The following is a 14,678-nucleotide window of genomic DNA, read 5'->3' on the forward strand; positions in this document are numbered from 1 at the left end:
GGAGAGGGAACAGAACGGAGCAGGTTTGGTCATCTCCCTCTCCCTCCGGGAGAGGGCCGGGGAGAGGGGATACTGAACTATGACTTCGTCACTAACACCGAATCCACCAGCTTGAACTCCGGTGCTTTATCAAGCGGAATAACCTTGCCGGTTTTGGCTGCGTCCACCAGCAGCTTCAGGCCGGTTGCACCAATGTCTGCCGGGTTTTGCGCGACCGTGGCGGTCATCTGCCCGGCGTCCACCATCTTGCGTGCTTCCGGAATACCGTCGGTTCCTACAACCAGCACTTTGCCGGTTTTACCCGCGTTGGCCACGGCCTGAGCCACACCCATTGCCATGGTGTCGTTGGCGCAGTAGAAGGCTTTCAGGTTCGGGTTGCGCTGTAAGACGTTAGTGGCCACGTCGAGTGCCTTAATGCGGTCCCAGTCGGCGGGCTGGCTTGCCACCAGCTTGATTTGGCTCGCTTTCTTGAAGGCATCCGTCGCACCGTTGCGGCGTGCTTCACCGGAGGCGTTACCCGCTTTTCCTTCAATAATAGCCACTTCGCCGCCCTGAGCGCCGAGCTTGTCGATAATGAAGTCCGCGCCTTTTGCGCCGACGGCCACGTTATCGGTGGTGACGAAAGCTTCGACGTTGCCGCCCGCTTTTTTCAGGTTATCCATATCGATTTTTTCATCGAGGTTGACCAGGTAAATGTCCTTTTTCCACGCACGGGCAACGGGCATCACCAGGTTCACCGACGAGAGCGGCGCAAAGGCGATGCCTTTGTAATTTTTATTGCTCAGGTCTTCAAAAAGCTGCAATTGCGACTGGAAATCCCCTTCCGACGGTGAGGCAAATACGTCGACGGTGACGCCTAACGTTTTCGCTTCGTCCTCAATCCCTTTTTTCATATCCACCCAGAACGGGTTGGATAAGGTTTTTAACACCACGGCATAATCGGCGGCGGCAAAGGCATTGGCGGACAACATCATACCCACAGCCGCACCGCTGAAATATTTCAGATATTTATTCATGGTCATATTCTCAATGTAGGGTGAGAGCGGCGACGCTGAATATCAGCGCCACCTGTTTTTTACTTCAGCGCGCCCGGGGAGAAGAAATCCACAATTGCGCCAGTCTTTTGCATATTTAAAGTAGCCTGTTCAATATTTTGCTGAGCCACGGAAACAAATAAGGCATCTAATAATGTTAATTGTAATATACGCGCGGAGGCGTTTCTCCCTAATAAAGGGGTCTCTGGTGCTGGCGAACAAATAATAAAATCTGCAAGGCGGGCAATCGGCGAATGGTAACTGTGGGTGATACAGATGATTTTCGCCCCGTTCTTTTTCGCTAACTCAACCGCCGCTTTCAAATCGCTGGTGCGCCCGGAGTGGGAGACCACCAGCACCACATCGCCCTCTTTGAGCAGCGAGGCGGACATCATCATAATGTGCGCGTCCTGATAAGCCTGGCAGCGCACGCCGATGCGTAAAAACTTGTGCTGAATATCGGCACAGATGGCGTTCGAGCCGCCGACGCCGTACAGATCCCGCTGGTTGGCCTGGGCAAAAAAGCGGGCCGCCCGATGAATTTCGTCGACGTTAACGATCGACTGGCCTTCCATAATGGTGCGCAGCGTAATGTTGAACACCTTGTTGACCACGTCTTCCGGCGCTTCGTCAAAGGCCAGCTCCGTTGGCAGCACCTGCTCTGATTCAGAGAAATAGGCCACCAGCGCGCTGCGCAGATTACGAAAACCGCTGAACCCGAGCAGCTTCGATACTTTGACGATCATCGCTTCCGACACCGCCAGTGCTTCGGCCACGTCTTTAATTGCCGGGGCATCGCTCAGGTTGCCGGGCTTCAGGAGCCAGTCGACGATCCGGCTTTCATTGTCCGTCATCCCTTCCTGCTTCATGCGCAGCCAGGGGGCGAGGCCGATCCCGTTAGGCAGTTGTGCATCACTTTCTGACTGACTCATCTGGTTCTCTTGTCCTTGAAATGAAGACGACACTATATCACCACAGGTCGGACAGAAAATATGCTGGCAACTTCACAAAAACTATAAATTCATAAAGTTTTATTTTTTGTGAAGTTTATGTGTTGACGATATTTTGACTTTATCGTTATAAAACATGTTGTTATGTTATTGATGGGCGTCAAACATGCGATTGGTGTTTAGCATGTTTACGGAATAAATGCGTTGCTCCGTAAAGTTGAACGGTGTAGAAGTGAGCTCGAACCCGGCGATTTTGCCGACAAAATGGGCAGTGAACCGGTCTGAAATCACAGAAGTCGCCGGGTTCGTAAAGTTAACCTGACAACGAGGCGAATCATGAACAAAATTGCATTCGGGTGCGATCACGTGGGATTTCAGCTCAAAGCGGAGATCCTCGCGCATCTGCAGGGACGGGGCGTTGAGGTAATAGATAAGGGAACGGACTCTGCTGAGCGAACCGATTACCCGGAGTACGCCAGTGCGGTAGCTCAGGCGATTGGCCGCGGCGAAGTGGACGGCGGGATCCTGATCTGCGGCACAGGAGTTGGGATCTCCATTACGGCGAACAAGTTTCCAGGGATCCGCGCGGTGGTGTGCAGCGAGCCTTATTCGGCGCAGCTTTCGCGCCTGCACAATAACACCAACGTGCTGGCATTTGGCTCGCGGGTGATAGGCGCGGAGCTCGCAAAAATGATCGTGGACGCGTGGCTTGATGCGGAGTTTGAAGGCGGGCGTCACCAGAAGCGCGTGGAGGCAATTGCTGCGATTGAGCAGCAGCGCAATTGAGATTCGTCCGCTACCCGCCGGTGTGGGCGTTGATTACGCTGAGGTCAGTTCACTCCAGAGTTTGACCCGATGAAACGACCCGCAACGGCGCTGCTGTTTTGTACGCTCTCCCTGTTAAGCCAGCTGGCCCATGCCGATATCATTGATGATGCGATCGGCAATATTCAGCAGGCGATCAATGACGCTTACAAACCGGATAACGACCGCGTTTATCACGACGACCGCGACGACGATGACAGCGATCGTCCGCAAAATACTGAGCGCAGCCGTCAATACGATGACCGCTACCGTCAGCTTGAAGACCGGCGTCGTCAGTTAGATGACAGGCAGCGCCAGCTCGACCAGGAGCGCCGTCAGCTGGACGATGAAGAAAATCGTCTGCGGGATGATTACGACCGTTAGCGTTTAACTGGGGTGTCATTCCGGATTGCCTGATTGAGAAAGGTAATGAGCAGGGCGGTCATCAGAGTTGCAATCAGGCGAGATAACCCAGTGGGTTAGGGTAATTGCACCTTAAACCATCCATGCAAGTTGATGTGATATGACTAGGGTGTCAGTAACAGGAGTTTCGACATACGCATCACATTATAAATGACCTGCATATTATGGGTTCTTAGTTTCTTCTTGATATTCCCTTTATGGGTGGAAACTGTTTTTGAACAAATACTGAGAGCCTTGCTAATGTCAGATGTGTTCATGCCTGCCATCCATAAACTCACCAGCATGCGCTCCTTTGGACTCAGAATAAATTTGCAGATATTATCGGCGACAGGGGTACTGAAAAAATTGGAGGAAAACAGGGCGTTCAGCGTCAAAGTATCAATCTCTTTAGAGCAAATAATCACGTTGTCATCAAGCAATACCAGTTCCTGATAGCGTAAGTTAAAAGAGGTAACGAAGATGACAAATAAAACATCAACATGTTCTGATATTATTTTCTTAATTTCATTTAAACAAGGGATGTTCTCATTAATAATATCTTCATTAATCACTACGATACGGGGAGTTATGTTTTTAAATAAATCACCAAGGGTGTTTGTTGAGCTGATATCGAGAATGATATCTCTGGACTTTATTTTCCCTATTTGATTGATAATTCCACTCTTAGTATAGCAGCAATGATCCATTATCATTATTGGTTTCATAACATCCCTTGTTTGGTATTATTCTATTTTGGATTGATGAAAGCGATTTTTGCCAACAAAGCCATACAAAACAATAGGATGTGCTAACCACTTACTAAGAAGTTCCTTAAAATCTTACCAGGGATCTCTTTTTTAAAAACCCCTTCCGGGGACAGTTTTAAGAAATGACTAAATTCTGGAGATACCCTCCTGACAGAGCTCGGCAAGAATCCAGGTCTTGGCCAGGCACTTATTTCGTTGATGCCGAACCTTAGGGTACTGAGTCTGCATAATCGCGAGTTTCTGTTCAAATACTGCCGCCGCGCTATGGCAGCAATACAGTGCTCTTGGTGGTAGACGACATGCTAACCTCAGTACCCAGCCCGGCAGTCTGAGCACACTGAAAAAGCTCGAAATCATTTGCCGCCCCCAGTTTGCACATCGCGCTCTTCTTTTGCGCACTGATTGTCTGTTTAGTTCGGTTAAAATAGCCGCTTATCTCATTGACGGTCATGCCACTCAGTAACAAACGAACCACTTCAGTTTCCCTCTGCGTGAGTTGGGTTATAGGTTTTTCCGCCATTTTCATACTGCGCGAAGAACAGCGCAGGATTTTCAGCAGATCGGTCAACATGCTGTTTTTACTCAACACCTTAACGCCAAAACTTCGTATAGTTGCCAGCAGCCCTGGATTGGATATCATGGTTACCACCACAATTATGCATTGCGGGTAATCCCTCACTAGCTTCCGCACCATGGTAATCCCATCAGGAAAATGAATTCCAGGCATGCACAGATCGGTAATAATAATATCGACCGGTTGAATCGCCAGCTTCATCATTACGTCATCCGAATTCATCGATTCATGAACAACATTGTAAAGATCTTTCCTTGTATTTAACAATGTCTTGAGTCCAAGTAAGCAAACAGGATGATCGTCCGCAATAAGTACAGTTTTAACCATAACACCAACTATAGTTGGAAGGGATGATGCCTCAATAATATCAGGGATACTTTTTAACTTATATGCCAGGGAATTAGATATGATAGGTATGCAAGACACATCTTAGGCTATAGGAGGTATTTCTTAGTCATCTGGTTATTGCATCCTAATGCTGGTTTTATTCTGGTATGGCAATCCCACAGAGCCGATAAAAATAGCTATAAAAATCATTGGTGAAACATTTAAGAGAGAATAAGATTTGTTAAACAATCCATATTGAAGCCGATCCCTGGCGCTATTCAAGCGCAATCTCCATCCCGTCAAACCCCGCTTCAAACCCTTCCGGCAGTGGATTGTCCATCATCCACGAGTCGAACTGATGGCTGATATGCGTCAGTACCACGCGCGGGCAGCGGACGATCTCGTTGATCTTTATCACTGTGTTCAGATCGCAATGATTGCGCGGCGGCTCTGCGCGCGGCTCATGGCTGCAGTCGATGATCATCACCTGCGGGTGATTGTTGAGTAAAAATTTCAGCGTTTTCTCCGGCAGCCCGGCCGTGTCTGAGAGCCAGGCGACGCGACTGTGGGCGGATTCCAGCAGGTAGCCGAAAGTGAGCTTTGAGTGGTTGAGCGGCAGCGGTGTGACCCGCAAGCCCTGTAGCTCAAATGCTACAAACGGCTCGACGGTGAAGCTGAAATCGAGCAGGCCAGGGTGCTTGAAGAGATCGTCGCAGCCCTGTTCGTCTGGCGGGCCGTAAACGGGAATTTTCTCGCCCACGCCCCAGCGCAGCGGAAACAGGCCCTGGACGTGATCCATATGGTAATGGGTGAGTAAAAACTGGCGGAAGCTGCCCGCCGAATGGTGGTCCATCAGGTCCGGAATGCCCGCATCCAGCAGAGTGACGGCGTCGTTGTAGCGCACTTCAGCGCTGCACGGGCGACGGCGAAAATCGGGGTTGAGTCGGGCACGCTGGCAGGCTTTGCATTCGCAGCCAAAAGCGGGCACCAGCTGCGCGCCGCCGGTGCCAGTAAGGCGGATGGACAGGTTCATGGTTTTCCTCGTCAGGGTGCGCCGGGTGGCGGCTTCGCCTTACCCAGCCTACAAAACCGTAGGCCCGGCAAGCGCAGTGCCGCCGGGCAATTGTTCACAGCGCTTTCTTAAACCGAAAATGGCTCTGCTCGTACCCTTCGCGCTGGTAGAAACGGTGCGCATCGGTGCGCACCTTGCCGCTGGACAGCTCCATCAGGCTTGCGCCGCGATTGCGGGCCTCCTCTTCGGCCCACTCCAGCAACGCTTTCCCGACGTTCAGGCCGCGCATCTGTGGCAGAACGACCAGTTCCTGAACCTCACCAATCCAGCAGTTGAGGTTCAGCGGGAACATGATCTGGATGCCGATAAGTCCGACGATTTCGCCGTTCACCTCGGCCAGCTGATAGCGCTGCTGCAGGTGACTGAGGTTGGCGGCAAAGCCCGCCGCGAAGGTGTGCCGGTCATACGCTTTCTGTTTCAGTTCACATATCAGGCCATAAACCGCTTCAGTATCGGCGAGGCTTGCGGGACGAAGGTTACAGGACATGCTGATTCTCTTTCTGATTGCCATGGGTGAGGATCATCTGCAAAAAGATGTCCACAGACTGTAGCAGACTGCCGTCGTTGTTCAGCATTAAACAGTTGTCTGGCGTGTAGCGAGCGGCGCGGTCCAGGCGCTGGGCTATCTCTTTTTGCGTTTCCCGCCCGCGCTGTTCGAGGCGGCTGCGCAGCACGTCGGGTGAAACCTGCAGGCACACCGGCAGCAGAGCCTCGGCGTAGCGTGCTTTGGCCTGCGGGAGATGCGCCCGCGAGCCGTTCACCACCACGTCAAACCCGGCGTGCAGCCAGACGTCGATTTCAATGCCGACGCCGTAATACAGTGCGTTAGCGTGCCAGCTCAGGGCAAAAAGCTGACGCTCGGCGCGGGTGAAAAATTCATGCTCGCTGAGCGCGATATGGTTTTCACTTCCGGCGTTGGCCGGGCGGGTGATGTAGCGATGCGCGACCAGCATGCGTGCGTGCTCCCGCTGGCGCAGCGCTGCCAGCAGGCTGTCTTTCCCTGACCCGGAAGGGCCGACTAACCAGATAAGCCTTCCCGTCATCAGAACACCCTCTTGCCCTGGCGCCACACGTGGTCGATATGGACGTGCTCGCCTTTGCGGTGCACCAGCACCAGGTCTGCGCGTTTGCCTTCGGCAATCACGCCACGGTCATCCAGGTTTAGCGCCCGCGCCGGGTTGCGCGTCACAAGGTGAATCGCCTGCGGCAGGCTGAACGCGTTGCGATCGTCGTCTGCGATGCGGAAGGCGGCATCCAGCAGGCTCGCCGGGTAATAGTCAGACGAGAGAATATCGAGCAGGCCTCTTGAGGCCAGTTCGTGAGCCGCTACGTTGCCGGAGTGCGAGCCGCCGCGCACGATGTTCGGCGCGCCCATCAGCACGTTCATTCCCAGCAGGCGGGAAGATTCCGCTGCCTCAAACGTGGTGGGAAATTCGGCGATCACGCTGCCAATTTGATGCGATTCCAGCACATGTGCATGAGTCGCGTCGTCGTGGCTTGCCAGGGCGATGTCGCGTGCGCGGCAGGCTTCGGAAATCGCCATCCGGTTCGGATACGACCACTCCTCCGCCAGCGCGGTTTGTTCGGCCTCGAAGCGTTCCATCTGCTCGTTGGTCAGGTGATATTTGCCCTGATAATACTCGCGGTATTTGGAACGGTCAGCGTACTGGCGCTGGCCCGGCGAGTGATCCATCAGCGACACCAGCGACACCAGTTCACGGTCGACCAGCTTTTCAAACAGCGGCAGGGTGGTGAAATGCGGCAGCTCGCAGCGCAGGTGCAGACGGTGTTCGGCGCGGTTAAGGCCGCGCTTTTGCGTGTCCTCGACGGCGTTGATCATCTTCTCTAAGTTTTCCAGCCGGTCGCCGCCGTCACGCACGTCACCAATCGCCACTGCGTCCAGCACGGTGGTGATGCCGCTCGCCACCATCAATGCGTCGTGGCTGCTCATGGCGGAGTGTGCGGGCCAGTCCACTTTCGGGCGTGGGGTGAAGAACTTATCGAGGTTATCGGTGTGCAATTCGATAAGACCGGGCAGCAGCCAGCCGCCTTCGCCGTCCATCGCCTGTGGGTTCTGGCTTTGGGTTTCGGCGAAGGTGCGGATGACGCCGTCCTGAATGTCGATTGAGCCGTGAACCACTTCGTTTTCAAGCACTAACTTCACGTTGTTGATAATCATGCTGCGGCTCCCATCGGGTGCAGACGGTCGGCGACGCGGGTGCGCACCGCTTCATCATGGAAAATACCGACGATCGCCGCGCCGCGCGCTTTGGCTTCATCGATAAGCTGAACCACGGCGGCACTGTTCTTTTCATCCAGCGAGGCGGTGGGTTCATCAAGCAGCAGAATCGGGTAGTCCACAACAAACCCACGGGCGATATTGACGCGCTGCTGTTCGCCGCCGGAGAAGGTTGAAGGCGCGAGGTGCCACAGGTGTTCCGGCACGTTCAGGCGCGTTAACAGGCTCGCGGCTTTGACATAGCACTCTTCGCGTGGCACGCCGAGATCCAGCAAGGGCTGCATGACCACGTCCAGCGCTGAAACACGCGGGATAACGCGCAGGAACTGGCTTACCCAGCCGATGGTGCTTTTACGCACTTCCAGCACTTTGCGCGCCGGAGCCGTGACTAAATCGACCCACTCCTCGCCGTGCTTCACGTGAATGTGGCCGGTGTCCGGCAGATAGTTGGCGTAAAGCGAGCGTAAGAGCGTCGATTTACCGCTGCCGGAATGGCCGTGCAGCACCACGCACTCCCCGGCGTTGACCGTCAGCTCAGCTTTCCAGAGCACCGGCAGGTGAATGCCGTTTTGATGATGCAGGACGAAGGTTTTACTCAGGTTTTCAACGCGAATCATGTTGGCCTCTTGGTTCGGTTGCCGGGTGGCGCTTCGCTGACCCGGCCTACAAAAACACGCCGCTGTAGGTCGGGTAAGGCAAAGCTGCCACCCGACAAAAATCAGTTCTGCAACACGGATGACACGAGCAGCTGGGTATACGGATGATGTGGATCGTCGAGCACGCGGTCGGTTAATCCACTTTCCACCACCTGACCCTCTTTCATCACCATCAGGCGGTCGGCCAGCAGGCGCGCGACGCCCAAATCATGGGTGACAATCACCACCGCCAGATCCAGTTCCACCACCAGGCCTCTGAGCAGGTCGAGCAGGCGCGCCTGTACGGAAACGTCCAGCCCGCCCGTCGGTTCGTCCATAAACACCAGCCTCGGGTGGGTCACCAGGTTGCGGGCGATTTGCAGACGCTGCTGCATGCCGCCGGAGAAGGTGGTGGGCAGTTCGTCGATGCGTGAGGGTGGAATTTCCACAGCCTCCAGCCACTGCTGTGCGGTTTCGCGGATGTTGCCGTAGTGGCGCGCGCCGGTGGCCATCAGGCGTTCACCGATGTTGCCGCCCGCCGAAACCTGGCGGCGCAGGCCGTCCATCGGGTGCTGATGGACGACGCCCCATTCGGTGCGCAGCAGGCGGCGGCGCTCGCCTTCGCTCATGCCGTACAGCGACTGGTTTTCGTAAATGACTTCGCCCTGTTGCGGCGCGAGACGTGCGGAAATGGCCTTCAGCAGCGTGGTTTTGCCGGAGCCGGACTCGCCGACGATGCCGAGCACCTCGCCCGGCCACAGCTCAAAGGAGACGTCGGTGAAGCCTTTGCCTGGCGCATAAAGGTGGGTCAGGTTATTGACCGAAAGTAACGGCTGATTCATTGGCTTAGCGCCTCACTCTGTTGGCGGCAGTAGTCGGTATCGGAGCAGACAAACATCCGTTTGCCGGAATCGTCGAGCACCACTTCATCGAGGTAGCTGTGGCGCGAGCCGCAGATGGCGCAGGGCTCATCCCACTGCTGCACGGTGAACGGGTGATCGTCGAAATCGAGGCTTTCCACGCGGGTGTACGGCGGCACGGCGTAGATGCGCTTCTCGCGCCCGGCGCCAAACAGCTGCAGCGCAGGCATGTTGTCCATTTTCGGGTTATCGAATTTCGGGATTGGCGACGGATCCATCACGTAGCGCTCGTTGACCTTTACCGGATAGGCGTAGGTGGTGGCGATGTGGCCGAAGCGGGCGATGTCTTCGTACAGTTTCACCTGCATCACGCCGTACTCTTCCAGCGCATGCATGGTGCGGGTTTCGGTTTCCCGCGGCTCGATAAAGCGCAATGGCTCAGGGATTGGCACCTGGAAAATCAGGATCTGATCTTCAACCAGCGGCGTTTCGGGAATGCGGTGACGCGTCTGGATAAGCGTCGCATCTTCGGTTTTTTCCGTGGTGTTGACGCCGGTGACGCGTTTGAAGAAGTTGCGGATCGACACGGCGTTGGTGGTGTCGTCGGCGCCCTGGTCAATCACCTTCAGCACGTCCGCTTCGCCGATGACGCTGGCGGTGAGCTGGATGCCGCCGGTGCCCCAGCCGTAAGGCATCGGCATTTCACGCCCGCCGAAGGGTACCTGATAGCCCGGAATGGCGACGGCTTTCAGGATGGCGCGGCGAATCATGCGCTTGGTCTGTTCGTCGAGATACGCGAAGTTATAGCCGCTGAGATTAGCCACGGTTGCGCTCCTGTTGCAGGCGTTTAAGCAGTTCCAGTTCGGCCTGGAAATCGACGTAGTGGGGCAGTTTGAGGTGCGAGACGAAGCCTGCGGCCTCGACGTTATCGGCGTGGGCCAGCACGAACTCTTCGTCCTGCGCCGGGCCCGCGATGTGCTCGCTGTACTCTGGTGCCTGTAGCGCGCGGTCCATCAGCGCCATCGCCATCGCTTTACGTTCGCTGAGGCCAAACACCAGCCCGTAGCCGCGCGTAAAGTGCGGCGCTTCATCTTCCGGGTCGACAAAGCCGTTGACCATTTCGCATTCGGTTATCAGCAGTTCGCCGACGTTCACCGCAAAACCAAGCTCTTCCGGCACGATTTCTACGTCAACGTGACCGCTGCGAATCTCCCCGGCAAACGGATGGTTACGCCCGTAGCCGCGCTGCGTGGAGTAGGCCAGCGCCAGCAGATAGCCCTCGTCGCCGCGCATCAGCTGTTGCAGGCGTGAGGCGCGCGAGCACGGGTAAACCGGCGGCGTACGGGTAATGTCGTCCGGCGTGTCGCCGGTGTCCTCTTCGGCCTTCGCCAGTCCCTGGCGAGTCAGCAGGCTGAACACATGCGGCGAGGCGGCAGGTTGTTCATCGCTGGTGCGAACTTCAGGCGTTTCACCGTTAGCCAGCAGGGTGAAATCCAGCAGGCGATGGGTGTAATCGTAAGTCGGGCCGAGCAGCTGTCCGCCGGGCACGTCTTTGTAGACGGCGGAAATGCGGCGCTCGATGCGCATGTCGGCGGTGTTAATCGGCTCGCTGACGGCGAATTTTGCAAGCGTAGTGCGGTAGGCGCGCAGCAGAAAGATGGCTTCGACGCTATCGCCGCTCGCCTGCTTCAGCGCCAGGGCCGCCAGTTCGCGATCGGCGATGCCGCCTTCGGTCATCACCCGGTCAACGGCGAGATTGAGCTGCTGGTCGATTTGTTCGACGGCGATCTCCGGCAAAGCCGGATTGCCACGACGTTTTTGCTCCTGCAAAGCGTGCGCGGCGGCGATGGCCTTTTCGCCCCCTTTGACGGCAACGTACATCAGCAAACCTCCACGTGAGTGGTGCGCGGGATGGCCAGCAGCCGGTCGCCACAGGTCAGGATCAGGTCAATGCCCAGCGGGAACGGGTGCGGGCGTTCGGTCAGCTCATGCAGGATGCATTCCGGCAGCTGCGGGGCGATCATTCGCTCTTCCAGAATGCCCGCGCCTGTGAGGCGCAACATGCGACCACCGCTCAGACTGCTCAGTTGGACAATCAGCGTGGCGCTGGTTTCCGGGGCGATGGCGCTGCCAGCGCAGAGCGCGTTCAGCTGTTCGGTGCTGATGGAGGCATCGGTCACGGCGAACAGCGCGTGGTGCGGCTGCTCAACCAGCGGGGCGTTGGTATGAAAGCGCAGGTTCTGGCGGGCGATGTCGTTGTCCATGGCCGCCGACAGCCACACCGGGGTGTCGTTGTCGGCGAGCGTCAGCAGCACGCTGGTGGACGCGGGGGAGAGCGGCTGCCAGCCGTGCTTGTGCTGATGCAGGGACACAATCACGCCGGGCTCGCTCATGGCCTTCAGCAGACGGCGGAAACTGTGCTGGGCATCCTGCACCGGAAGAGGGAAAGCGGTCTGTAGGGTCATGCGTTGTCTCCACGCACTAAGGTAAAGAAGTCCACCCGGCTGGCGTTCAGTTCAGCCTGACGCGCGCTTATACGCGCCTCGCGTTCGGCTTCCAGCGGGGCAATTAAGGTTTCCATCAGGGTCTGAAAGTGGGCGTCGTTTTGCAGCAGGGCGTCCACCAGTGCACAGCGTTCAGCGTGTGCTTTGTCACGCCCGAGGAGCCAGCTGTAGCCGATTGTTCCGTCGGTCAGGCGCACGGCGGCGCGGGTCAGCGTTGCATCTCCGGCGAAGAAGCGGGAACCCGTGGCGCCCATCCGGGCCTGAATTTGCACCAGACCGCTCTCGGGCGCACGGAGGGTTTCATATTCAGGCGCTAGCTTCAGGGCCTGCATGCGTGCGGCGAGCGTAGCGGGCTCGCTGTGGGCCAGCGCCGACATCCAGCGCTGGCGGGTTGCGGTATCGAAGGGCATTCAGTGCTCCATGGTGAATTCAATCATGTCGGCGCGGGTCAGGCTGACGGAGTACTCCGCCGCATTGGCCTCGCCTTCACGATGGTTCAGGGTGCGCACGCACAGCAGCGGCGCCATATTCGGGATCTCGAGAACTTTGCTCTCTTTCGCCTGGGCGCGACGGGCGCTGATGCGCGTCTGGGTGCGCGTCAGGCTTAAGCCCAGCTCGGCGTGCAGGAAATCGTGCAGCGAGCCGCTGCTGAAGCGCTGCAGGGCAGGCCAGAACTGCATGTCGGCAAAGTAGTGGTCGATGAGGCACAGCGCGACGCCGTTGACGCGGCGCAGGGTGCGCAGATGAATAACGTTGTCGCCCTCCTGGATACCCAGCGCATCAGCCACGTGACCGGAGGCCGGGCGCAGCACCGACAGCAGTTTTTCGCTGGTAGGATGGCTGCCCTGGTCGAGCAGATTCTGGCTGAAGCGCGTCTGAGCGTTGAGCGGGTAGTCAAATGGCCGCATCAGCACCAGTACGCCCACGCCCTGACGGCGCTGCACCCAGCCTTTTTCCACCAACTGATCGATGGCGCGGCGCAGGGTGTGGCGATTGACCTCAAAGCGGGCCGCCAGCTGATGCTCAGCCGGGAGGTAGTCTCCGCAGCGGTACTGGCTGCGCAACTCCTGTTCGAGCTTCGCGGCAATTTCCTCATAGCGCGTCGGGTAACTGGTCGGATGTCTGGACAGGTGGATCATAAGGTAGACCTCTTCAACGTATGCCTCGCCTGTAACCCTCACCCTAACCCTCTCCCTGTAAGGGAGAGGGAACAGCAAGGCGCTTCGGTATAACAAGGTGCAGTGGTTTTTCTCCCTCGCCCCTCAGGGGAGAGGGCCGGGGTGAGGGGAAACTGCCCACATCCTGACGAGGCAATATGACAGCGCCGTTAAGGCACGGTGACTGAGAGATGAAGAGTTGAGGTGAGTCGTGTGACAGGGCGAGTGGCCTCGCCCTGAAGGGGATTACTGCGGCTGTTTGACGACGTTTATCATCCAGGGCACGCCGAACTTATCAGCGACTTTGCCAAACCCGTGCGCCCAGAAGGTTTCCTGCCAGTCCATTTCGACGTTGCCGCCCTGCGCCAGGGCATCGAACCAGCGCTTCCCTTCGTTCACGTCCTGAGTGTCGAGCACCAGCGTGAAGCCGGAGTAGCTGACGCTGCTGGTCATCCCGTCGCTCATCATGATGTCGCTGCCCGCAATACGGACGTTAGAGTGGGCGATGGCGTCAGGCGGGAAGCTCATGCCTGAGGGGCAGCCTTCTTCGCTGTTTTCTGATTTGGGCATTTCGCCAAAGGTAATGGTGTAACCGACTTCTGCGTTCAGCGCCTGTTGATAAAACGCGTGGGCTTCTTTGCAGTTACCGGCAAAAGAGATGTAGGGACTTAAAGGCATAACGATGACCTCGGTCTGAATTGACCCGATAAGTGTAGTTACGCGGCGTGAAAGTAACCAAGCGGTAAGAGTTGGGGGGGAGGAAATAGCCCGGCGGCACGTTGTTTGCCGGGCCTACAAAACCAGCATTACCTCGTAGGCCCGGTAAGGCGCAGCCACCACCGGGCAAAAAAGGTGAAATCAGTTCTTTTTCACGAACTCAGATTTCAGCTTCATCGGGCCAAAACCATCAATTTTGCAGTCGATGTTGTGATCGCCTTCTACAAGGCGGATATTCTTCACTTTTGTGCCGATTTTCAGCATCGAAGAGCTGCCTTTGACTTTCAGATCCTTCACCACGGTGACGCTGTCGCCGTCGGCCAGCAGGTTGCCGTTAGCATCTTTTACAATAAGCGCGTCGCTGTCCTGCGCAGGCTCGGCATCGTTCCACTCATGGGCGCATTCAGGGCAGATAAATACGCCGTTATCTTCATAGGTATATTCAGAGTTGCATTTTGGGCAATGTGGCAGAGACATAGGAACCTCGTAATAATTGAAAATGCGCCACAGACCATGAAAACCGCCGCTGAGCGCTAAAAGTATGGCTCATTATACTGCATGTCCACAATTTTGTCGGGACTATTTGCTATAAGCCTGTACAGCAAACGTCTGCCGGTACAAATTTGACGTTTCGAA

The 14,678-nt window shown here is 56.3% G+C and carries 19 protein-coding genes; 2 read left to right on the forward strand and 17 right to left on the reverse strand.

The genetic code is table 11. The annotated features are described in order from the left end of the window. Nucleotides 1-77: 77 nt before the first annotated feature. Both alsB and alsR read right to left on the reverse strand, forming a co-directional pair. Nucleotides 78-1,016 carry a D-allose transporter substrate-binding protein gene (gene alsB, locus CRO87_RS14840; RefSeq protein WP_097163716.1) on the reverse strand — a complete coding sequence of 313 codons (939 nt, stop codon included), beginning with the start codon at nt 1,014-1,016 and terminating at the stop codon, nt 78-80. Between the two features lie 59 nt (nt 1,017-1,075). Continuing rightward, the gene (gene alsR / locus CRO87_RS14845; RefSeq protein WP_097163717.1) at nt 1,076-1,966 is read right to left on the reverse strand and encodes a D-allose utilization transcriptional regulator AlsR; all 891 of its coding nucleotides are present in this window, start codon (nt 1,964-1,966) and stop codon (nt 1,076-1,078) included. 354 nt (nt 1,967-2,320) lie between these two features. Between alsR and rpiB the strand changes: the two genes are divergently transcribed. Together rpiB and yjdP are read left to right on the forward strand one after the other, a co-directional pair. Beyond that, on the forward strand, nt 2,321-2,770 hold the full coding sequence (rpiB, locus tag CRO87_RS14850; RefSeq protein ID WP_097163718.1) for a bifunctional allose-6-phosphate isomerase/ribose-5-phosphate isomerase RpiB: 450 nt from the start codon (nt 2,321-2,323) through the stop codon (nt 2,768-2,770). A gap of 69 nt (nt 2,771-2,839) precedes the next feature. Beyond that, the gene (gene yjdP / locus CRO87_RS14855) at nt 2,840-3,172 is read left to right on the forward strand and encodes a DDRRRQL repeat protein YjdP (protein WP_097163719.1); all 333 of its coding nucleotides are present in this window, start codon (nt 2,840-2,842) and stop codon (nt 3,170-3,172) included. Nucleotides 3,173-3,315: 143 nt separating this feature from the next. On the opposite strand, the gene CRO87_RS14860 is transcribed toward yjdP, so the two are convergent. From CRO87_RS14860 to CRO87_RS14930, 15 genes are all read right to left on the reverse strand, one after another. Continuing rightward, on the reverse strand, nt 3,316-3,915 hold the full coding sequence (locus CRO87_RS14860) for a LuxR C-terminal-related transcriptional regulator (protein ID WP_097163720.1): 600 nt from the start codon (nt 3,913-3,915) through the stop codon (nt 3,316-3,318). A gap of 304 nt (nt 3,916-4,219) precedes the next feature. Further along, nucleotides 4,220-4,858, reverse strand: a complete 639-nt coding sequence (locus CRO87_RS14865) for a response regulator (protein ID WP_097163721.1) — start codon at nt 4,856-4,858, stop codon at nt 4,220-4,222. Nucleotides 4,859-5,132: 274 nt separating this feature from the next. Then, complete coding sequence (phnP, locus tag CRO87_RS14870) at nt 5,133-5,891, reverse strand: phosphonate metabolism protein PhnP (protein WP_097163722.1); 759 nt, start codon at nt 5,889-5,891, stop codon at nt 5,133-5,135. Between the two features lie 94 nt (nt 5,892-5,985). After that, complete coding sequence (phnO, locus tag CRO87_RS14875; protein WP_097163723.1) at nt 5,986-6,417, reverse strand: aminoalkylphosphonate N-acetyltransferase; 432 nt, start codon at nt 6,415-6,417, stop codon at nt 5,986-5,988. Next, on the reverse strand, nt 6,407-6,973 hold the full coding sequence (gene phnN / locus CRO87_RS14880; protein WP_097163724.1) for a ribose 1,5-bisphosphokinase: 567 nt from the start codon (nt 6,971-6,973) through the stop codon (nt 6,407-6,409). Before phnN ends, phnO begins: the two co-directional genes overlap by 11 nt. After that, complete coding sequence (gene phnM, locus CRO87_RS14885; protein ID WP_097163725.1) at nt 6,973-8,109, reverse strand: alpha-D-ribose 1-methylphosphonate 5-triphosphate diphosphatase; 1,137 nt, start codon at nt 8,107-8,109, stop codon at nt 6,973-6,975. Before phnM ends, phnN begins: the two co-directional genes overlap by 1 nt. Then, nucleotides 8,106-8,786 carry a phosphonate C-P lyase system protein PhnL gene (phnL, locus tag CRO87_RS14890; RefSeq protein WP_097163726.1) on the reverse strand — a complete coding sequence of 227 codons (681 nt, stop codon included), beginning with the start codon at nt 8,784-8,786 and terminating at the stop codon, nt 8,106-8,108. The genes phnM and phnL overlap by 4 nt, the downstream gene beginning before the upstream one ends. A 101-nt stretch (nt 8,787-8,887) precedes the next feature. Beyond that, the gene (gene phnK / locus CRO87_RS14895) at nt 8,888-9,646 is read right to left on the reverse strand and encodes a phosphonate C-P lyase system protein PhnK (protein ID WP_097163727.1); all 759 of its coding nucleotides are present in this window, start codon (nt 9,644-9,646) and stop codon (nt 8,888-8,890) included. Further along, a complete protein-coding gene (gene phnJ / locus CRO87_RS14900; protein WP_097163728.1) occupies nt 9,643-10,488 on the reverse strand; it encodes an alpha-D-ribose 1-methylphosphonate 5-phosphate C-P-lyase PhnJ in 846 nt (281 codons plus the stop codon). Before phnJ ends, phnK begins: the two co-directional genes overlap by 4 nt. Next, entirely contained in the window at nt 10,481-11,545 is a 1,065-nt protein-coding gene (locus CRO87_RS14905; RefSeq protein WP_097163729.1) for a carbon-phosphorus lyase complex subunit PhnI, read from the reverse strand. The genes phnJ and CRO87_RS14905 overlap by 8 nt, the downstream gene beginning before the upstream one ends. Then, on the reverse strand, nt 11,545-12,129 hold the full coding sequence (phnH, locus tag CRO87_RS14910) for a phosphonate C-P lyase system protein PhnH (RefSeq protein WP_097163730.1): 585 nt from the start codon (nt 12,127-12,129) through the stop codon (nt 11,545-11,547). Before phnH ends, CRO87_RS14905 begins: the two co-directional genes overlap by 1 nt. Beyond that, nucleotides 12,126-12,578, reverse strand: a complete 453-nt coding sequence (gene phnG / locus CRO87_RS14915; RefSeq protein ID WP_097163731.1) for a phosphonate C-P lyase system protein PhnG — start codon at nt 12,576-12,578, stop codon at nt 12,126-12,128. Before phnG ends, phnH begins: the two co-directional genes overlap by 4 nt. Next, on the reverse strand, nt 12,579-13,304 hold the full coding sequence (phnF, locus tag CRO87_RS14920; protein ID WP_097163768.1) for a phosphonate metabolism transcriptional regulator PhnF: 726 nt from the start codon (nt 13,302-13,304) through the stop codon (nt 12,579-12,581). Nucleotides 13,305-13,571: 267 nt separating this feature from the next. Beyond that, nucleotides 13,572-14,003: a VOC family metalloprotein YjdN gene (yjdN, locus tag CRO87_RS14925; protein WP_097163732.1), complete on the reverse strand. Its 432-nt coding sequence runs from the start codon at nt 14,001-14,003 to the stop codon at nt 13,572-13,574. Nucleotides 14,004-14,183: 180 nt separating this feature from the next. Next, nucleotides 14,184-14,519, reverse strand: coding sequence for a zinc ribbon domain-containing protein YjdM (locus tag CRO87_RS14930; RefSeq protein WP_097163733.1), 336 nt, complete (start codon nt 14,517-14,519; stop codon nt 14,184-14,186). Nucleotides 14,520-14,678 lie beyond the last annotated feature (159 nt).

This window comes from Enterobacter sp. CC120223-11 (genome assembly GCF_900215375.1).
Classification (GTDB): domain Bacteria; phylum Pseudomonadota; class Gammaproteobacteria; order Enterobacterales; family Enterobacteriaceae; genus Scandinavium.